Origin of the sequence: Bifidobacterium adolescentis ATCC 15703 (assembly GCF_000010425.1) — a bacterium.
GTDB classification, from domain to species: Bacteria; Actinomycetota; Actinomycetes; order Actinomycetales; family Bifidobacteriaceae; genus Bifidobacterium; species Bifidobacterium adolescentis.
Genome location: NC_008618.1, coordinates 938561 through 958421, shown reverse-complemented (window position 1 = coordinate 958421; position 19861 = coordinate 938561). Strand labels below are relative to the sequence as shown.

The 19861-nt window shown below is 60.4% G+C and carries 13 protein-coding genes; all 13 read right to left on the bottom strand.

The genetic code is table 11. The features are described from left to right. Positions 1-2: 2 nt before the first annotated feature. Complete coding sequence (locus BAD_RS04050) at positions 3-422, bottom strand: aspartate carbamoyltransferase regulatory subunit (RefSeq protein ID WP_033499450.1); 420 nt, start codon at positions 420-422, stop codon at positions 3-5. Continuing rightward, complete coding sequence (pyrB, locus tag BAD_RS04045; RefSeq protein WP_171024943.1) at positions 422-1384, bottom strand: aspartate carbamoyltransferase; 963 nt, start codon at positions 1382-1384, stop codon at positions 422-424. Before pyrB ends, BAD_RS04050 begins: the two co-directional genes overlap by 1 nt. Positions 1385-1543: 159 nt before the next feature. Further along, on the bottom strand, positions 1544-4645 hold the full coding sequence (locus BAD_RS04040; RefSeq protein WP_041777298.1) for a bifunctional [glutamine synthetase] adenylyltransferase/[glutamine synthetase]-adenylyl-L-tyrosine phosphorylase: 3102 nt from the start codon (positions 4643-4645) through the stop codon (positions 1544-1546). A 100-nt stretch (positions 4646-4745) separates the two neighbouring features. Then, positions 4746-5585, bottom strand: coding sequence for a methylenetetrahydrofolate reductase [NAD(P)H] (metF, locus tag BAD_RS04035; protein WP_011743158.1), 840 nt, complete (start codon positions 5583-5585; stop codon positions 4746-4748). Positions 5586-5627: 42 nt separating this feature from the next. Beyond that, entirely contained in the window at positions 5628-7934 is a 2307-nt protein-coding gene (gene metE, locus BAD_RS04030; RefSeq protein WP_011743157.1) for a 5-methyltetrahydropteroyltriglutamate--homocysteine S-methyltransferase, read from the bottom strand. 181 nt (positions 7935-8115) lie between these two features. Then, on the bottom strand, positions 8116-8520 hold the full coding sequence (locus BAD_RS04025; RefSeq protein ID WP_041777297.1) for a cupin domain-containing protein: 405 nt from the start codon (positions 8518-8520) through the stop codon (positions 8116-8118). 130 nt (positions 8521-8650) lie between these two features. After that, on the bottom strand, positions 8651-9211 hold the full coding sequence (locus tag BAD_RS04020) for a SixA phosphatase family protein (RefSeq protein ID WP_034984404.1): 561 nt from the start codon (positions 9209-9211) through the stop codon (positions 8651-8653). A 98-nt stretch (positions 9212-9309) separates the two neighbouring features. Beyond that, positions 9310-10365 carry a tRNA (adenine-N1)-methyltransferase gene (locus BAD_RS04015; protein ID WP_011743154.1) on the bottom strand — a complete coding sequence of 352 codons (1056 nt, stop codon included), beginning with the start codon at positions 10363-10365 and terminating at the stop codon, positions 9310-9312. Between the two features lie 160 nt (positions 10366-10525). Next, positions 10526-11377, bottom strand: coding sequence for an ABC transporter ATP-binding protein (locus BAD_RS04010; RefSeq protein WP_172458534.1), 852 nt, complete (start codon positions 11375-11377; stop codon positions 10526-10528). A gap of 136 nt (positions 11378-11513) precedes the next feature. Then, a complete protein-coding gene (gene glgA, locus BAD_RS04005) occupies positions 11514-12758 on the bottom strand; it encodes a glycogen synthase (RefSeq protein ID WP_041777296.1) in 1245 nt (414 codons plus the stop codon). 247 nt (positions 12759-13005) lie between these two features. Beyond that, the gene (locus BAD_RS04000; RefSeq protein WP_011743151.1) at positions 13006-13467 is read right to left on the bottom strand and encodes a Yip1 family protein; all 462 of its coding nucleotides are present in this window, start codon (positions 13465-13467) and stop codon (positions 13006-13008) included. Between the two features lie 121 nt (positions 13468-13588). After that, positions 13589-15136: a glutamate synthase subunit beta gene (locus BAD_RS03995; protein ID WP_011743150.1), complete on the bottom strand. Its 1548-nt coding sequence runs from the start codon at positions 15134-15136 to the stop codon at positions 13589-13591. Between the two features lies 1 nt (position 15137). After that, entirely contained in the window at positions 15138-19709 is a 4572-nt protein-coding gene (gltB, locus tag BAD_RS03990; protein WP_041777295.1) for a glutamate synthase large subunit, read from the bottom strand. Between the last annotated feature and the right edge of the window lie 152 nt (positions 19710-19861).

Here is a 19861-nt window from a genome sequence, read left to right as displayed (position 1 = left end):
TTTCAGAACTTCGCTTCCTCGTCGCAGTAGTCGCAACGGTATTCCTGACGGTCGGAATGCACCAGATGGAACATCTGCACCGCAGGCTCGGTGGTGGTGACGCAGCGCGGGTTCACGCATTTGATGATGTTGACGACATGTTCCGGCAGGGTCGGCTTCTTCTTTTCGACGATTTTGCCGCCGCGGACGATGCCGACGGTCGCGGTGCGCGCCACGAGGCCGAGCACGTCGAGGTCGATGGATTCGGTCTCATCCTCGATTTTGATGATGTCCTTCGTGCCGTACATGTGGCTGTCGGCGTTCATGATCAACGCGAGTTTGGTTTTGGACGGGTCGATCTTCAGATACTCAAGTACCTTGAGCGCGGTTCCGGCGGGCACGTGATCGATGATGATGCCGTTCTGAATGCTGGTGACTTCCATCAGGCTTCAACCTCCTTGGCTGCGAGCGGTTCGTATCCCGGCAGTTCGTCACCGACCACCGAGCTTTCCAATGCCATGCGCATGAGCATACCGTTCTTGACCTGTTCGAAGTAGGCTGCACGCGGATCGTCGTCAACTTCCACGGCGATTTCGTTGACGCGCGGCAGCGGGTGCAGCACGGCCATGTCCTTCTTGGCGTACGCCATCTTGGCTTCGTCGAGGATGTAGGTGTCGCGCAGACGCAGATAATCGTCCTCGTTGAAGAAACGTTCTTTCTGCACGCGGGTCATGTACAGCACGTCAAGATCGCCGATGACGGAGACCAGATCCTTGACTTCGGTGTAGGAGCAGGATTCGGTGGCGTTGATGCGGTCAAGCACGTACTGCGGGGTCTTGAGCTCGTCGGGGCTGATGAGCACGAAGTTGACGTTGCCGAAGCGGCACAGTGTTTCGATCAGGGAGTGCACGGTGCGGCCGAAGGTCAGATCGCCGCACAGGCCGACGGTCAGGTTGGTGACACGGCCGAAGCGCGATTGAAGCGTGGCCAGGTCGGCGAGCGTCTGCGTCGGATGCATGTGTCCGCCGTCGCCCGCGTTGATGACCGGCACGGAGGCGGCGCGGGATGCGACCAGCGCGGCGCCTTCCTTCGGATGGCGGATGGCCACCACGTCGACGTAGTTGGACACCGTCTTCAACGTGTCGGCGATCGTCTCGCCCTTGGTGACGGAGGCGAGCTGGGCGCCGGCGAAACCGATCACCTTGCCGCCGAGGCGCAGCATGGCGGTTTCGAAACTCAGACGCGTGCGCGTGCTCGGCTCATAAAACAAAGTGGCAAGCACCCTGCCTTCGCAGGTGTGTGCCACTTCTTTACGATGGGAATCGATGTACTGCGCTTTGTGCAGCATTTCCTGAATCTGACGAATGGAAAGATCATCGAGAGTGATGACGCTTTTTCCGACCATCGGCGTTTCGACCGCCGGTTCGAGTACTGAGGACAACGGCTCACCTTTCATGCAACTTGTGGTTGAAGGTGGCCACTGAAAGTGACCTAGCCAACTATAGCCCGAAACACTGACCCGGAGCGTTCACCGCGTGTTCACCGAGCGCCCGCTCGAATCGTTTCATGAAAGGCCGTAGAACAGACGTTCCGTCACGTCGCGCGCCTTGCGCATTACGGCAAGCAGATCGTTTTCGAAATGCTGTCCGCGATTCGCGTCGTATCCGAGATAGACGGCGAGTCCTCCCAGCGAATACGTGTCATCCGGCAGGATATCCGCCTGGTTGACGCGCCCGCTCCACAGGTAGCTGCCGTTGCGCGCGGCCGTGCACATCCACCATGCGCGTCGCAATACGACGGCGTCGCCGGCGGAAACCAGCTTGCGCCGCTCCAACTCGTCCAACGCCTGCATCGTGCCGTTGACTCGCAGGTTCGCGTTGTCGCCGGCATGCTGCAACTGCAGCAGCTGAATCGTCCATTCCACGTCGGACAGACCACCTTTGCCCAGCTTCAGGTGACGGTCCCTACGCACGCCGCGCGGCAATCGCTCGGCTTCCATACGCGCCTTGAGCTTGCGTATTTCGGCGACCTGCGCCTCCGTCAAATCGATCTTCGGATAGCGCAGCGGGTCGGCGACGTTCATCAGGAAATCCTCGGCGAGCGCCGCGTCGCCTGCCGCGTAACGCGCACGCAGGAGCGCCTGGTGCTCCCATGTGCTCGCCCAGGAACGGTAGTATTCCTCGCAGGACGCGTAGGAGCGCACGAGGGGTCCGTTTTTGCCTTCGGGCCGCAGGTCCATGTCGAGTTCGATTTTGGGTTCGAGCGTGGTCGGTCCTTGCAGGATGGCGCGGAGGTCTTCCTGCACTTTGCGTGCGAAGAGGTTGGCTTGGTTGTCGTCGGCGTTATCGGACGGCCGGTAGATGATGATGACGTCGGCGTCGGAGCTGAAGTTCACTTCCCTGCCGCCGTAGCGTCCCATGCCGATGACGGCGATTGCCGCCGGCGCTTCGTCGAATCCCATTTCCTGCGTTTGGTGGCGGATGGCCCAGGTGAGCGATGCGTCGATGGCCGTGTCGTATACGTCGGTCATACCTGCGAGCGACGCCTTGTCGTCGATGACGCCGCTCATCCACCCTAGTCCGATGCGTTCGATTTCGTGGCGTCGCATGGCGCGGATGGAGTTGGCGAAGTCGTTGATGCTGCCTACGTTGCGTTCGAGGGAGGCGTGTGTCTGCACGTCGAGGCTTTCGCGCGAACGTGGCTGCAGGTCGTTGTCGCTGCCGAGCCAGGTGACGGATTCGACGGATTTGTTGAGCGCGTCGCCCAGGAACCGTGAATTGGACAGGACGTGGCACAGGCGTTGCGCGGCGGACGGCGAGTCGCGCAGGAAGCCGAGGTATTCGCTGTCCGTGCCAAAGTGTTCTTCGAGTTTGCGCCAGTTGAGCAGCCCCATGTCGGGGTTCTGCCCTTCGCCGAGCCATTGGAGGACGGCGGGCAGGAGGATGCGGTTGATTTTCGCGGCACGGGAGATGCCGGCGGTCAGTGCGGTGACGTGGCGCATGGCGGCGTCGGGGTCGGCGAATCCGATGGAGGCGAAGCGTTCCTGCATGGCGTTGGCGGACAGTTCCACTTGTTCGTCGTCGAGGCCGGCGTTGATGGGCAGCATGGGCCGGTAGTAGATGTCCATGTGCAGGTGGCGCACTTCACGTCGGGTTTCGTCGTATTTGTCGACGAGTTCCTCAGGGTGCATGTGGAAGGCCCGGGCGAGTCTGCGCAGTTCGAGGTTGTGGTTGAGTTCGTCGTCGTTGGCGTCGCGTTTGCGTTCGATGCCGCCGAGACTGGCTTTGCCGAGGTCCGGGAACAGGTGGGTGCGTTTGAGCGCCCACATTTGCTGGCGGTGTTCCATGACGCGTTCGAAGCGGTAGTCCCAGGAGAGCTTCTTGGCTTGTCTGCGTGAGACGTACCCGCCTTCGGCGAGGCGTTGCAGCGATTCGAGGGTGGAGCTGGTGCGCAGGGTCTCGTCGGCGCGGCCGTGGACGAGTTGGAGCATCTGCACGGTGAATTCCACGTCTCGTAGGCCTCCGCGGCCGAGTTTGATTTCACGGTCCTTCAGGGGCGCGGGGATGAGGTCTTCGACTCGTTTGCGCATCTGCTGGCAGTCGTAGACGAAGTTGTCGCGTTTGGAGGCGGTCCATACGAACGGTCGGGTCATGTCCATGTACGCTTGGCCGAGGTCGGGGTCACCGGCCACGGGGCGGGCCTTGAGCAGGGCTTGGAATTCCCAGTTTTCCGCCCACTGTTCGTAGTAGGCTTCGTGCGATTCGAGTTTGCGTACGAGCGGGCCGTCCTTGCCTTCGGGGCGCAGTCCGCCATCGATCTGCCACAATGTAGGTTCGGCGACGCCCATGATGACGGATTGGCATACGCGCTGCAGGGTGGTGGCCATTTTGGTGCCGACACGGTTGAGGGTCATGCCGTTGGTGTCCGCGTCCGCCGGTTCCACCACGTAGATGAGGTCCACGTCGGATACGTAGTTGAGTTCGCGTGCGCCGAGCTTGCCCATGCCGATGATGGCGAAGCGCACGTGTTCGCTGCTGTCCACTTCGTTGCGGGCGATGGCGAGCGCGCCTTCCAGGGCCGCGTCGGCAAGATCGGACAGTTCCTGGCTGATTCTCGGTTGTATTTCGATTGGGTCGTCCGCGGTGGCGTCCTGCGCCATGATGGCGGCGAGCTGTTTTCTGTAGGTCTGCCGTAGCGCGGTCGCCGCTTCGGCGAGTGGTTTCGTGGCTTTTGGCATGCGATTGTCGGCCGGGTCGGCACCGACCGCTTCGAGGACATGCGCGCGGCGTTGCGCGTGGTTGTACAGATGGCTTTCGCATGAGTCGCTGGCTGCGGCCATGACGAGTTCGGGGCGGAAGCGCATGAGCTTGCCCATTCCGTCGGACACGCCGAGCACGGTGACGAGTCGTACGAGTCCGGCGTCGTCGGTGATGACCTGGTGGAAGTCGCGGCCTTGGCTTTGCAACGCTTTGATGATGTCGACGAGGTTGCGTAGCGCGATGTCGGGCTCGCAGGTCTGTTCCAATGTTTTCATCAGCAGGCATAGCCGGTCGTCGTCGATGCCGTCGGCGCGCAACTCGTCAAGCAACGTGCGTGCCGTGTCCAGATCCTGCAATCCCGCCCGAATCAGATCGAGCACCTCAAACTGATGCGTAGAAGAAGCCATGGTTCCCATAGTAATCGTTCATATCCGTAAGTATGGCGAAAGGGACGGTTTCCGACAGTTGCCGGAAATCATCCCTTTCGTGTTTGTTGCATCGTCTGAATCAGACGAAGAATGGTTTGACGTTGGACCAGATGCGCCGGCTGACGCATGGATGGTTCATCGTGTACAGGTGCACGCCGTCGACGCCGCGTGCCGCCAAGTCGCAGATCTGTTCGGACGCGTAAGCGATACCCGCCTCTTTAAGCAGCGCGGTGTCGCTCCCCCACTTGTCAAGCAGGACGGCAAGTTTTTCAGGAACACGCGATTCGCACATCTTCGACATGCGCAGCACCGACTTCGCGTTCATCACCGGCATGATGCCGGCTTCGATCGGAACGTCGATGCCGGCGGCACGAGCCTTGTCCACGAATCGAAGGAAATCCTCGTTGTCGTAGAACAGCTGGGAGATGAGGTGGCTTACGCCCGCGTCGACCTTCTTCTTGAGATTGTCGATATCCTCCTCAAGCGTGGCCGCCTGCGGGTGCTTTTCCGGATAGCAGGCGCCGTAGATCTTGAGATCCGGACGCTTCTCGCGGATGTAGGCCGCCAGATCGCTCGCATGGTCGAACACTCCCGCCGGTTCGGCTCCTTCCACACGGTCGCCTCGCAAAGCGAGCACGCCGGAGACTTTGGCCTGGTCGAACAGGTCGAGCGCCTCATCCACGTCGTCTTTGTCAAGGTATTGCGCGGTCAGGTGCGCCACGGCCGGAATGCCGTATTCGTTCACCGTATGCGCGATGCGTGCGGTCAACGTGCGGTCGGACGATTTGCCGGTGCCGTAGGTGACGGAGATGAAGTCGGGGTCCAGCCCCTGCAGGCCATCCAACGTATCGTAGATGGTACCCACAGGGCTGGTGCGCTTGGGAGGGAACACCTCCAGCGAGAAGATTGGCGAATGCATGTGATTCCTTGGAAATCTTGCCTGTTTATGCCTATGCCGGCCTTACTTGGCGAGTTTGGCGCGCACGGCCTTGGCCGCTGCGACGAGGTTCTCCAGGCTCGGCCAGGTTTCGGCGTTGCCACGGGTCTTCAGGCCGCAGTCCGGGTTGATCCACACCTTTTCGACGTCCATCTTCTTCAGGATCTCGTAGATGCGGTCCTCGATCTCCTGTTCGGACGGAATGCGCGGAGAGTGGATGTCGTACACGCCCGGGCCGGCTTCGGTTTCGAAGTTGGCGTCGTGGATGGCGTCGAGCACCACAAGGTCGCCACGGGAGGCTTCGAAGGAGATCACGTCGGCGTCCATCGCGTCGATGTCCTTGATGATGTCGTTGAACTCCGAATAGCACATGTGCGTGTGGATCTGCGTGGTCGGCTTGACGGCGGAATGCACCAGACGGAACGCCGGAATGGCCCAGTCGAGGTACTTCTTGTGCCAGTCGGTCTTCCTCAGCGGCAGCTTCTCGCGCAGTGCGGCCTCGTCGATCTGGATGACCTTGATGCCGGCCTTCTCCAAATCGAGCACTTCGTCGCGGATGGCGAGCGCGAGCTGCTGGGTCTGCTGCTCGTGGGTGATGTCCTCGCGCGGCCAGGACCAATTGAGGATGGTGACCGGACCGGTGAGCATGCCCTTCATCACATGATCGGTGCGGGACTGCGCGTAGGCGCTCCATTCCACGGTGATCGGGTTGGCGCGGGATACGTCGCCCCACACGATCGGAGGCTTGACGCAACGTGTGCCGTAGGACTGCACCCACGCGTTCTTGGTGAACAGGAAGCCGTTGAGGTTCTGGCCGAAGTATTCGACCATGTCGTTGCGTTCGAATTCGCCGTGGACGAGCACGTCGAGGCCGATTTCCTCCTGATGCTTGATGCAGGCGTCGATCTGGTTCTTCATGAATTCGTCGTATTCGGCCTTGGTGATCTCGCCCTTGCGCAGCTTGGCGCGTTCGGCGCGCACTTCCTTGGTTTGCGGGAAGGAGCCGATGGTGGTGGTGGGCAGCAGCGGCAGGTTCAGCGCCTCACGCTGCTCCTTCTGGCGTTCGGCGCGTGCCGGCTGACGTACGAAGTCGGCGTCGGTAAGGCTTGCGATTCGCTTGGCGACCGCAGGATCGGCGGCGACGCGGGTGCCGTCGAACAGCGCCTGGTTGGCTGCGAGTTCGGCGGATGCCTTCTTCTCGTCGTCGGAAGCGTCGGCGAGCACGGCGACTTCGTGCAGTTCGTCGAGCTTCTGGACGGCGAAGGCGAAGTGCTTGCGCACGTCGTCGGCGAGACCGTCCTCGCCTTCGGTGCTGAACGGCACGTGCAGCAGGGAGCTGGCGGTGGAGACGGCCACGTTGGCGGTGACCTGCTTCAGCGCGTCGACCAGGCCGAGGCTCACGGCGTAGTTGTTGCGCCAGATGTTGCGGCCGTTGATCACGCCGGCGAAGATGGTGGTTTTTTCTGCCACGCCGTACTTTTCGACGGCGGCGAGGTTTTCGTCCTTGCCTTCGTTCAGGTCCAGGCCGATGCCGTCGAAGCCGAGCAGGTTGACGGTTTCGTACACGTCGGCGATGTGTCCGAAGTAGGTGTTGAGCAGCACCTTGACCTTGCCTTCGCGGGCGGGCAGGATCTTGGCGTACAGGCTCTTGAACAGTTCGACGTCGCCCGGCTCCTTGTCGAGCACGAGGTACGGTTCGTCGATCTGGATCCACTGCACGCCCAGTTCGGCGAACTTGGCGACGACTTCGGCGTACACCGCGGCGACCGCGTTGACGAGGCCCTTGTCGTAGTCGAGCTCCTCGGCCTGCGGATTGCGGGCGAGCTTGAGGAAGGTGTACGGGCCGATGAGCACCGGCTTGGTGGTGATGCCGAGCGCCTTCGCCTCGTTGAATTCGTCGAACGGCTTGGTGCTGTTGAGCTTGATGTCGGTGGCGGAGTCGATTTCCGGCACGAGGTAGTGGTAGTTGGTGGTGAACCACTTCTTCATCGGCAGGGCGGTCACGTCGCCCTTCTCGCCCTGATAGCCGCGACCCATTGCGAAGAGGGTCTCTTCCGGGTTCTCGAAGGCGAGACGCTGGTAGCGCTGCGGAATGACGTTGAGCAGGATGGCAGTGTCGAGCATCTGGTCGTAATAGCTGAAGTCGTTGCTCGGAATCAGGTCGATGCCGGCGGCCTGCTGCAGCTTCCAATGCTTGGCGCGCAGTTCCTTGGCTGTGGCACGCACCTCATCGAGGGTGGTGTTGCCCTTCCAATACGCTTCGATGATTTTCTTCAGCTCACGGTTCTGGCCGATGCGCGGGAAACCGGAGACGGAAGTAAGAGCGGACATGAATCCTCCATCTGATATGAACAATGCAACCCGCTCAAGCTATCACAAAACCGCCAGCTATAAGACATCAAGAAAATTTGAATGTCGTTATAAACTGTCCTTATAACGCAGTCCGTATGCCGTCTATATTCACACATTTATGTTTATGGATCAATAATGCAGAACAGCCCGGCAAGCGGATTTAACGCAATGTCTCGTATGCGTCGGGGTCTACGGGTTCCAGCCATTCATTCGTCACGTCGCCCGTGCCATCCGCAATCATGAACGCCAAATGGCTGAAAGCTTCGCGAGGGGCGGCACCGTGCCAATGCTTAACGTCCGGCGGAATACGGACGGCCTGTCCCGGTTCAAGCTCCTTCGGCTCTTCGCCCTCAAGCTGGTAGTAGCCACGCCCTCCAACCGCAATGAGAATCTGGGCCGCGTGATGGTGGATATGCCAGTGGTTCCGGCATCCAGGTTCGAACGTCACATTGTGGATTGACACTTCAGGCGCGTCAAGTACCGGCGCAAGCCAGCTCTGTCCGTCGAAATACTGGGCGAAACCGTCATTTGGTTCCCCAAGAGGGAACGCACTGGGATTGTTCATATGGGCTCTCCTATCCATCATTCTGAACATCGGTTCAGAAAGCACCATACAACCTTGAAGCCGCTTGAAGTCAAATCACAGCACTCTGCGGAATGCTCATCGTTCCGAATCAGCCCGGAACACGCAAGCCCTACTCGAAGTCTTTGGCGGTAAGCAGCGCGATGAGTTCGCCGCTGTGCAGCTGCCACTGGTTGAATGGCTCGTTCGAGCCGAATACGGCGATCGAGGCCGGGGACATGCCGAGATTCAGCAGGTCAAGCAACGTCGGATCGGATTCGGTGCTGGCCAGCCATTGGCAGGCGATCGAAATGGTCGGTTCGTGGCCAAGCACGAGCAGCGTGCGATGCTTTTCCTTGGTTTGCGCGAGCTCGTCGAACACGGATTGCACGCCGCCTTCGTACAGGCTTTGCCGGTAGTCGACTTTCGGATCGTCGCCGAACACCTTGAGCATGCGATCGCAGGTCTGACGGGCGCGGGTGGCGCTGGAGCATGCGATGCGAGTGGGCACCATTTTGAACGCCGCCAATCCTTTGGCCACGGCTTTGGCCTGCTTACGTCCTTTGTCGGTGAGCTCACGTCCCACGTCGCTGCCGTTGCCGCCGAACGGCTCGGTTTTGGCGTGGCGCATCGCCAGCAGCACATACTTGTATTCCTTGGCCTTTTTAGCGACCTTCTTCAGGCTCGTTCCCATAATCGCACGCTCCGATCCGGTTCCAGCGCCGCATTTCAAATGTCTAATGTCCATTGTCTCAGATTTTCCGCTGGGACATGGCATGAAACGCTCTAAATCTACTCCTTTATGGCTTCGACCTGCGCGTCGAGGTCACGCAGCACCTTGCGCAGCTTGCGATCGGAAATGTCACGCAATTCCAGATCCTCAAGCTGTTCGGCACGCTCCTCGGGCGTCAACGAATCGATGTCGGTCGTCGTGTCCTTCGTGGCACGGTCGCGTTTACGCAACGCCTGGAAGCCCGGAGCCATCGCGCGAGAAACCATGAGGAAACCGGTGTGTCCAATCATCTGGTGATCGGGACGGATGGCCAGTCCTTGCGCCTTCCAATTACGTTCCAAAGTCTCCTGCATGTCCGGCTCGGTCCAGCAGCCGACCTCGCGCAACGCTTCGGCAAGACGGCTCAACTGCGTGGTGGTGGTGACGTACGCGACGAGCACGCCGCCAGGCGCGATCACGCGATACGCCTGTTCAAGACGGTTCCACGGGTCAAGCATGTCAAGCATGATGCGGTCGAAGGAGTGTTCCGGCAAACCAGCCGCGACCGAATCGAAATCGCCGGTCCTCAAATCCCACCATGCGGGACGTTTGCCAAAGTAAACCGTCGCGTTGGCTTCGGCGACGCGCGCGAATTCCGAACGCATCTCGATGGTGGTGAGGCTTCCGCCCTCCCCCACGGCATCCAGCAGATTGATGCTCATCGCGCCCGAACCGGCTCCGGATTCCAGCACGTTCATACCGGAACGAATATCACCGAGCTGGATGACCTGCGCGATGTCCTTCGGATACATGATCTGCGCGCCACGCGGCATGGACAGCACATAGTCAGCCAAGCGCGGACGCATGACGGCGAACTCCCAACCACCGATGGCACGCGTTCCCTTCCACGGCTTGTTCGCGTCGCGTTCCGGATGCGTCTGGTTGACCTGAGCCTCACGTTTCGCACTCACCGTCACGACAACGGATCCTTCCGTCTGGCCAATCACATCATCATGCAGGATGATGCCATGCGAGGTCTGCGTCACACCACCCGGCACCAGCTGATCGGTGATTTTATTCGACCTGCGGTCCGTGAACTGCACTTTTTCACCGGCGGCAAGCGGCCCTCGACGCATGGTTTACGCTCCTTCGTACGTTCGTTCAGTATGCGATTTCACGACTATGGCTTACGATTGCAGACCGCATTCCACGGACAGCAACGAACCTATGCTACCGTATCCGCCGTCATACCGGCAGACGGCACGAAGCGACGGCAATGTGACGGCGACGTCGACATCACACCGCGTACGCGTTCCAACGACCATTCGCATGCGTGACCTTCAAATCCAATCCAAACACCTGGCTCAACCGTTCAGAAGTAAAACCATGCTCCAAATCACCCGTATATACGATAGTGCCCGGCGCCGGATCGTTGCCGGCGACGTTATCGGCATACGCATCCGCCTCGTTGCCGGTGATACGTCCCATGATCGCCACGTGGTCGAAGCCTTGCGGAATCTCCTCAAGACGGTGCGTCACCAGAATCACGGCGCGGTCAGACTGCTCCGCACCAACACGACTCAACGCACGCAAAGCAATCTCACGCCCACCCAAATCAAGACCCGTGGTCGGCTCGTCAAGAATCAGCAAATCGGGATCCGCCATCAACGCACGGCAGATAAGCACGCGAGTGCGTTCGCCTTCGGAAAGCTTGAACATCATCTTGCCTTCCAGGTATTCGATGCCGAATTCACGCATCAATGAGCGGGCTTTGGCGTAATCCTCGTCAGTATAGGTGTCGCGCCAACGGCCGGTGGTTGCGGTCAGCGCCGTCACGATGGCGTCAAGAGGATCTTCCTGCGGCGGGAACGCGCGTCCGAGTTCGGCCGAGCTCAAACCGATGCGGTTGCGGTAGGAGAACACGTTCACTTTGCCCAGACGTTTTCCCAGAATGTCGACTGTGCCTTCGGATGGGAATCCACGGGTGCTCATCATCTGCACCAACGTGGATTTGCCGATGCCGTTGGGACCGAACAGCACCCATTTCTCGCCTTTTTTGACTTCCAGATTGACTTTGGTGAGAATTACGCGCCTGCGGCGACGGAATTCCACATCGTCCAGTTTCAACGCGATGTTCTGTTCGTTCATGGTCCCCTCCATTTTCACAAACCACTTGGATACGATGATGCCTCCTGCCAGCATAGTGCGTCGGCAGGAGGCATTTCAGGATTATTCTGGCTGTCGATCAGCCGGATCGGTTATCCGCGATCAGACAGGTTCGGTTCTACTTCCGTTCGGCAAGCACGTCCTCGTAGACTTTGACGGTCTTGTCTGCGATGGACTCCCAGCTGAAGTGGTCGCGGGCGCGCTCGTAACCGGCCTGTCCCATCCGCTTCGCCTTTTCAGGGTCAGCCATGATGCGGTTGATGGCGTCGGCCATATCGTGCACGAATTTGTCAGGGTTGGTGGGGGTGCCAGTGCCGTCATGCAGTTGGTCGACCGGCACCAGATATCCGGTCTCGCCGTCGACGACGACTTCCGGAATGCCACCGGTCGCAGAGGCGACCACCGGCAGACCGCATGCCATGGCTTCCAGATTCACGATGCCGAGCGGCTCGTAGATGGATGGGCAGATGAATGCGTCGCAGCCATGTTCGAGTGCGTTGAGCTCCGGCTTCGGCAGCATCTCCTCAATCCAGATGATGTTGCCGCGTTCCTCGTCGAGCTTGGCGAAGGCGGTCTTGACCTCTTCCATGATTTCCGGCGTGTCGGGAGCGCCGGCGCACAGAACGACCTGGATGTTCGGGTCCACGAAGTGCAGTGCCTGAAGCAGGTACGGCAGACCCTTTTGACGAGTGATGCGTCCGACGAACAGCAAGGTCGGTTTGCTGCGGTCGATGTTGTAACGTTCGAACACCTTCCAGCCCGGATCGTCATCCGCCGGGGTTTCAAACTGGCTCATGGTGATGCCGTTGTGCACTACGACCACCTTGTCCGGGTCAAGGTTCGGATAGGCGGTGAGGATGTCCTCACGCATGCCCGCGGATACGGCGATCACGCGGTCGGCATGCTCGTAGGCGTCTTTCTCAGCCCAGGAGCTCAGATTGTAGCCGCCGCCCAACTGTTCACGTTTCCATGGACGGAACGGTTCAAGCGAGTGCGCGGTGATGACCAATGGGGTGTCATGCAGCATTTTGGCGAGATAGCCAGCAAGGCATGCGTACCATGTATGCGCATGGATGATGTCGGCATCAACGTCGTTGGCGATTTGCAAATCGACGCCAAACGTTTTCAGCGCACCGTTCGCATCCTCAAGCTCCTTCGGCACGTCGTAGCCGACGACAGTGAGCGACCCTTTCGGGTCTGTTCCGGGAATCGCGGGAATGTCGGCGGCCGTGCGCGGCCCGTCGAATGCGCGGACCGTCACATCGACACGTTCCGCCAGCACCTTGGAAAGCTCTTCGGCATGCACCCCCGCGCCGCCATACACCTTGGGCGGGTATTCACGCGATAGAATGTCAACCTTCATGTCTGTAATCTCCTCCTCGAGTCTTCCAGCGTTTCCTGTTCTACTGTAAAACATCAGACACGAAAAACACTCATTGTTTTCATCGTTTTTCAGAAAGTTCCATTCTTTTTCTGAAAAACGATGAAACAGCATTCTCGCATACCCTTTACGGTTAGTCGAAGTCAAGTAGCGCATACCTAAAATCCGATAGAAAAAGCGGTGAGACAAATGCTTCTGGTTGTCTCACCGCTTTCCATCGTTTTTGTGATCAGACGGCTGTTCCGTTTTGGTCGAGATTCGGATTGTGCTTCGGGTTGCCGGCCGTGAAGAACAGGCTCAGCACACCGACTGCGAAGACGATGGCGACTGTGGAGATGAGCCACATCGGATGCGACGGCAGCCACATGACCACGAGGAAGGCGATGGCCGACAGCGCAATCAGCACCCAGCTGGCCACACGGAACCATTGACGGACGGAATGGGGTGCCTTGAACATCTTCGGATTCTTGTAATCAGGATTGGTGTTCAGCGCGTTTTCCGTTTCCGTGACCGTACTGGCACTCGGCTTCCATGGCCCATCGGTGCCGTCCTGCAGACGACGTGACTTTTCCTGCAGCTGATACTCGTCCAACATGCCGGAACGTGCGCGGCCTTGGGTTTGGTCGTATTGCTGTGGCACTCCCCTGCGATTGCGCTTGGCTTGGGCACGTCGTTCTGCGCGATTTGGCATTAGTCACTCCTTTGTTGCATGGTGCTGGGATTACTTTACCGCATTTCGGGTGAAAAACAGGTGGCCCGGCTCACTATTCGCGAGCCGGGCCACCTCGTTCATACCCTTACAACAGTGTTGTCTATCGCGGCAGCATCATTGGACGCTTGGAAGCGACGATCGGTGCCGGCAGTTCGGTGGAGCCGGTAAGGTACTCGTCGACCGCGGCCGCGCAGGAGCGACCTTCGGAGATGGCCCACACGACGAGGCTCTGGCCACGTCCGGCATCGCCGCAGGCGAAGACGCCGTCCTGGGAGGTGGCGAACTTGTCGTTACGCGCCACATTGCCTCGACCGTCAAGGTCGACCGGCAGCTGATCCACCAGCGTGGTGGTGTCAGGGTGCAGGAAGCCCACGGAGATGAGCACCAGATCGGCGGGAATCACTCGTTCGGTGCCTGGCTGGCGGGTGAACGGCCCGTTCTCTCCTGGAGCGACGTTGACGACCTTCAGACCGGTGACATGTCCGTTCTCGTCGGCGACGAAGCCTTCGGTGGCGGTGGAGTTCTCCACCTTCACCTTGGCCTTGTCCTCGTCGGAGCCCTCGAAGTTGACCGAGTCGGTGTTGTACACGTATTCGGCGCGCTGCGTTTCGAAACCTTCCTTCATGGAGGAGGTTTCCTTGTACAGGCGGGCGAAGGTCGGCCATGGCTGGTTGGCCGGACGCTCCTTCGGTTCCTGCGGCATGATCTGCAGCACGGTGACGTCCTTAGCGCCTTGGCGCAGGGATGTGCCGAGGCAGTCGGAACCGGTGTCGCCGCCGCCGATGATCACCACATGCTTGCCTTCGGCGGTGATGTCGTTGACCGGCTTGACACCGTACACGCGACGTGTGGCGTCCGGCAGGAACTCCATGGCGAAATGGATACCCTTGAGCTCGCGGCCTGGAATCTTCATGTCACGCGGCACGGTGGAGCCGATGGCAACCACCACTGCGTCGTAGCGGGAACGCAGGTCATCCCAGGAGATGTCCTTGCCGATTTCCACGCCGGTGCGGAACACGGTGCCTTCGGCTCCCATCTGCTCGACTCGGCGGTCGATGAGGCGCTTGTCGAGTTTGAAGTTCGGAATGCCGTAACGCATCAGACCACCGATGGCGTCATCACGCTCGTATACGACCACGGTGTGGCCGGCACGGGTGAGCTGCTGGGCGCAGGCGAGACCGGATGGGCCGGAACCGACCACGGCAACGGTCTGGTCGGTCAGACGCTGCGGCGGCAGAGGCTTGACGTAGTCAAGGCTCCATGCCTGATCGATGATGGTGCGTTCGTCGTTCTGAATCATCGTGGCCGGCTGATGGATGCCAAGCACGCAGGCGGCTTCGCACAATGCCGGGCAGATGCGACCGGTCACTTCGGGGAAGTTGTTGGTTTCGGACAGACGGTTGTACGCGTCCTCCCACTTCTCCTGACGGACCAGATCGTTGAATTCCGGAATGATGTTGCCGAGCGGGCATCCGCTCATGCAGAACGGAGTGCCGCAATCCATGCAGCGGGCCGCCTGCTCGGTGGTCCAGGACTGCAGGCCGGATTCGGTGTGAACGTCGAACCAGTCCTTGATTCGCTCTTCAACGGGGCGTTCGGCCAGTTCGCGACGGGTACGGACCTTCAGGAATCCACGAGGATCTCCCATGTCAGCGCGCTCCTTCCATAACCTGCTCGTACACCTGTTCCCAGACGCCGGGCGTATTGAAATCGATGTTCTTCTCCTCGGCTTCCTTCATCGCCTTCTGCATGGCGAGGAAGTGCTTCGGAACGATGTGGGTGAATCGCTTGGCGCTGTTTTCCCAGTCGTCAAGCAGGGCCTTCGCGAAGGCGGAGCCGGTCTCTTCGGCATGCTGCTTGACGAGACCGTGCACCAGCTTGTCGGCATCGGCGTCAAGCGGCTCGAACAGCAGCGCGCCGTTGGTGGCGGCCGCCGGGTTGACCTGCTTCATGTCGAGGTCGAGCACGTACACGTTGCCGCCGGAGAAGCCCGCGCCGAGGTTACGGCCGGTGGAGCCGAGAATCACGACCGTACCGCCGGTCATGTATTCGCAGCCGTGGTCGCCCACGCCTTCCACCACGAAGGTGGCGCCGCCGTTACGTACGGCGAAACGTTCGCCTGCGCGGCCGGCCACGAACATTTGGCCGGAAGTCGCGCCGAAGCCGGTGACATTGCCTGCGATCACGTTCTCGTGCGGATCGAAGGTGATGCCGTCCTCTGGACGGACCACCATGCGGCCGCCGGACAGGCCCTTACCCGCGTAGTCGTTGACTTCGCCGTAGACGCGGATGGTTTCGCCACGCGGAATGAACGCGCCAATGGACTGGCCGCCGGCACCATGGAACGTCATGCCGATGGTGTCGTCCGGCAGACCTTCCTCGCCGTAACGCTTGGTGATCTCATAGCCGAGCATGGTGCCGAGCGTACGGTACACGTTGCGGATCGGCATTTCGATACGCACGGGCTCCTTCTTGTCAAGGGCTGGCTGGGCAAGCTCGATGAGCTTGTTGTCGAGCGCCTTGTCGAGCTCATGGTTCTGATCGATCGTCTTGTGCAGGATGGTTCCCGGAACCGGACCCGGCTGCATGAGCACGTTGCTCAGGTCGATGCCGTCGGACTTCCAACGCTTGATGGCTTCGTCCTGGTCGAGGCATTCGACATGGCCGACGGCCTCTTCCAGCGTGCGGAAGCCGAGCTGCGCGAGCAGTTCGCGGACTTCCTCGGCGATGAACATGAAGAAGTTGACGACATGTTCCGGCTTGCCCTTGAAGCGTGCTCGGAGCTCCGGATCCTGGGTGGCGATACCCTGCGGGCAGGTGTTCTTCTGGCAGGCGCGCATCATGACGCAGCCTTCGACGATCAGCGCGGCGGTGGCGAAGCCGAATTCCTCGGCGCCAAGCAGCGCGGCGATCACCACGTCGCGACCGGTCTTGAGCTCGCCGTCGCACTGCACGGTGATGCGGGAACGCAGGCCGTTCAGAACCAGCGTCTGCTGGGTTTCGGACAGGCCGATCTCCCACGGGGTGCCGGCATGCTTGATGGCGTTGAGCGGAGCCGCGCCGGTGCCGCCGTCATAGCCGGAAATCAGCACCACATCGGCATGGCACTTGGCCACGCCGGCAGCGATGGTGCCGACGCCGAATTCGGAGACGAGCTTGACGTGGATGCGGGCCTTCGGATTGGCCATCTTCGCATCGTTGATCAGCTGCTTCAGATCCTCAATGGAGTAGATGTCGTGGTGCGGCGGTGGGGAGATGAGCTCCACGCCCGGGGTGGCGTGACGTACCTTGGCGATCCACGGCGGAACCTTGGCTCCCGGCAGGTGGCCACCTTCGCCAGGCTTCGCGCCCTGGGCGAGCTTGATCTGCAGGTCGGTGGCATGCACCAGATAGTCGCTGGTCACACCGAAGCGGGCCGAAGCAATCTGCTTGATCTTGCTGTAGCGCAGCGGATCGTTGATACGATCCTCGGATTCGCCGCCTTCACCGGAGTTGGAGCGTGCGCCAATCGTGTTCATGGCAATGGCGAGCGTCTCATGCGCCTCCTGGGAGATGGAGCCGTAGCTCATGGCGCCGGTGGAGAAACGCTTGACGATTTCGCTGGCCGGCTCGACTTCGGAAATGTCGATCGGCTTGCGAGTGGACTTGAACTTCATCAGGCCACGCAGCGTCATCAGACGGTTGGAGGTGTCGTTGATGTGGTTCGAGTACTTCTTGAACAGGTTGTAGTCGCCGCGCTGGGTGGACTGCTGCAGCAGGAAGATGGCTTCCGGATCGTTCAGATGGTCCTCGCCGGTACGACGCCACTTGTAGTCGCCGCCGGTACGCAGGTTGCGGTGCGGGCGGGCGGTCCATTGGGTCGGATACGCCACGCGATGGCGGCTGGCGACTTCCTCGGCGAGCTCGTCGAGGCCGACGCCGCCCACACGGGACGTGGTGCCGGTGAAGTACTCGTCGATGACGTCCTTGTTGAGGCCGACCGCTTCGAACAGCTGCGCGCCACGGTAGCTCATGATGGTGGAGACACCCATCTTGGCCATGATCTTGAGCACGCCGGTGGACAGCGCGCGGGTCAGGTTCTTCACGGCGGTTTCCGCGTCGACCTTGAGGTAGCCCTTGCGGGAGAGGTCTTCGACGGATTCGAATGCCAGATACGGGTTCACCGCGGCAGCGCCATAGGCGATCAGCAGTGCCACATGGTGGATTTCGCGTACATCGCCGGCTTCGACCACCATGGAGATCTGCGTACGCGTGTGGCGGCGCAGCAGATGGTGCTGCACTGCGGAAGTGAGCAGCAACGATGGAATCGGACCCCACGCATAGTTGGAATCGCGGTCGGACAGCACCAGGAAGTTGGCACCGTTCTCAATCGCCTCGTCGATCTCCTGGAAGATCTCGTCAAGACGGTCCTTCAGTGCCTGTCCGCCGCCGGCCACCTGGTAAAGGCCCTTGACGATGAACGGCTTGTAATAGCCACCGAGAATCTTGGCGCGGTCGAGGCGCTTGAGCTGTGCCATCTCGTCGGAGTTGAGCACCGGCAGCGGGATGAGGATCTTCTTGGCGTGCAGTTCGGAATCGGCCAGCAGGTTCGGCTCGGGACCGATGGCGGATTCGAGGCTGGTCACGATCTTCTCACGTTCCCAGTCGAGCGGCGGGTTGGTGACTTGCGCGAACTTCTGGGTGAAGTAATCGAACAGCATGCGGCTGTGCTTGGACAGCGCGGCGAGCGGCGTATCGTTGCCCATGGAGCCGAGCGGCTCCTTGCCGGTGTTGGCCATTGGGGCGAGCAGCAGCTTCAGATCTTCCTCGGTGTAGCCGAAGGCGCGCTGACGACGCTGCACGGACTGACCGGAGTGGTTGACGTGCTCGCGCTTGGGCAGCTGACTCAATTCCACGGAGTTGCCTTCCACCCACTTGCGGTAGGGGTGCTGGCTGGCAAGAGTCTTCTTGATTTCCTCGTCGGGGATGATGCGACCCTCGTCGGTGTCGACGAGGAACATCTTGCCCGGTTCCAGACGGCCCTTGGTGACGATATGCTCCTCGGCGACTTCCGGCAGCACACCGGTTTCGGACGCGAGCACGACGTAGCCGTCATCGGTGACCTGCCAACGTCCCGGGCGGAAGCCGTTGCGGTCGAGCAGTGCGCCGACCTGGGTGCCGTCGGTGAAGATGATGTGCGCCGGGCCATCCCATGGTTCGATCAGCGTGTTGTTGTATTCGTAGAAAGCCTTGACGTCCGGATCGAGCTGGTCGTTGTTCTCCCATGCCGGCGGCAGCATCATGGAGATGGCGTGCGGCATGGAACGGCCGGCGAGGTGCAGCAGTTCGAGGCATTCGTCGAAAGTGCCGGAATCGGAATAGCCGGAGGTGGCGATCGGCAGCAGCGGCTTGAATTCACCGAGCAGTTCGGAACTCAGTCGGCCTTCACGTGCGGACAGCCAGTTGCGGTTGCCTTGGATGGTGTTGATCTCGCCGTTGTGCGCCAGCTGGCGGAACGGCTGTGCCAGCGGCCAGCTTGGGAACGTGTTGGTGGAGAAGCGGGAATGCACGATGGCGATTTTCGCCTTCATGCGCTCGTCGGACAGGTCCAGGAAGAAGGGCTTGAGCTGCATGGTGGTGAGCATGCCCTTGTAGGTGATGGTGCGTGCGGACAGGGACGCGAAGTAGATGCCCACCTCATGTTCCACACGCTTGCGGATGCGGAAGGTCTTGCGATCGAGCTCGATGCCACCGAGTTCGCCTTCCGGATCGGCCACGACCAGCGTCTTGAACGCCGGCATGCTGGCCAACGACTGCAGGCCGAGTCCGTCCGGATTGGTGGGTACGACGCGCCATGCGAGCACTTCGAGGCCCTCTTCGCGCACGATCTTGGAAATGGCCTGCTCCTGCTGGCCGGAAGTGGCGATGTCGCGATCCAAGAAGGCGATGCCCGCGGCGTAATGGCCTTCTTCAGGAAGCTCCACACCGGCGGTGGCACGCATGAATTCGTCAGGCATACTCATGAGAATGCCTGCGCCGTCGCCCGTGTTCTCCTCGGCGCCCACGGCACCACGATGGTTCAGATTGACCAGCACCTCGATGGCGTCATCGACGATCTTGCGTTCCGGACGCTTGTTGAGGGTGGTGACCATACCCACGCCGCAAGCGTCATGCTCGGCTCCAGGATCGTACATACCTTGGGAATCATGGATCGTCAGATCTAACGGGGCGTGGAAAGTCACCGAAACCACCTTCAATGTTTTTGGGCAAGAAAAGTCTTGCGGTTCTTTAATGCGTGGTTTAGAATACCGCGCCATTATGTCGGCAACGTTGCACGTGTCCATATAACGAATGGCTATTTTTGTCAATGCCTCGCAGAGGATTTAGCCCATGA

What these genes read in the sequence shown, in the direction of transcription:
- BAD_RS04050 (WP_033499450.1), bottom strand. Translation starts at nt 422, where the DNA reads ATGGAAGTCACCAGCATTCAGAACGGCATCATCATCGATCACGTGCCC.
- glgA (WP_041777296.1), bottom strand. Translation starts at nt 12,758, where the DNA reads ATGAAGGTTGACATTCTATCGCGTGAATACCCGCCCAAGGTGTATGGC.
- pyrB (WP_171024943.1), bottom strand. Translation starts at nt 1,384, where the DNA reads ATGGTCGGAAAAAGCGTCATCACTCTCGATGATCTTTCCATTCGTCAG.
- BAD_RS04015 (WP_011743154.1), bottom strand. Translation starts at nt 10,365, where the DNA reads ATGCGTCGAGGGCCGCTTGCCGCCGGTGAAAAAGTGCAGTTCACGGAC.
- BAD_RS03995 (WP_011743150.1), bottom strand. Translation starts at nt 15,136, where the DNA reads ATGGGAGATCCTCGTGGATTCCTGAAGGTCCGTACCCGTCGCGAACTG.
- metE (WP_011743157.1), bottom strand. Translation starts at nt 7,934, where the DNA reads ATGTCCGCTCTTACTTCCGTCTCCGGTTTCCCGCGCATCGGCCAGAAC.
- metF (WP_011743158.1), bottom strand. Translation starts at nt 5,585, where the DNA reads ATGCATTCGCCAATCTTCTCGCTGGAGGTGTTCCCTCCCAAGCGCACC.
- BAD_RS04000 (WP_011743151.1), bottom strand. Translation starts at nt 13,467, where the DNA reads ATGCCAAATCGCGCAGAACGACGTGCCCAAGCCAAGCGCAATCGCAGG.
- BAD_RS04025 (WP_041777297.1), bottom strand. Translation starts at nt 8,520, where the DNA reads ATGAACAATCCCAGTGCGTTCCCTCTTGGGGAACCAAATGACGGTTTC.
- BAD_RS04010 (WP_172458534.1), bottom strand. Translation starts at nt 11,377, where the DNA reads ATGAACGAACAGAACATCGCGTTGAAACTGGACGATGTGGAATTCCGT.
- BAD_RS04040 (WP_041777298.1), bottom strand. Translation starts at nt 4,645, where the DNA reads ATGGCTTCTTCTACGCATCAGTTTGAGGTGCTCGATCTGATTCGGGCG.
- BAD_RS04020 (WP_034984404.1), bottom strand. Translation starts at nt 9,211, where the DNA reads ATGGGAACGAGCCTGAAGAAGGTCGCTAAAAAGGCCAAGGAATACAAG.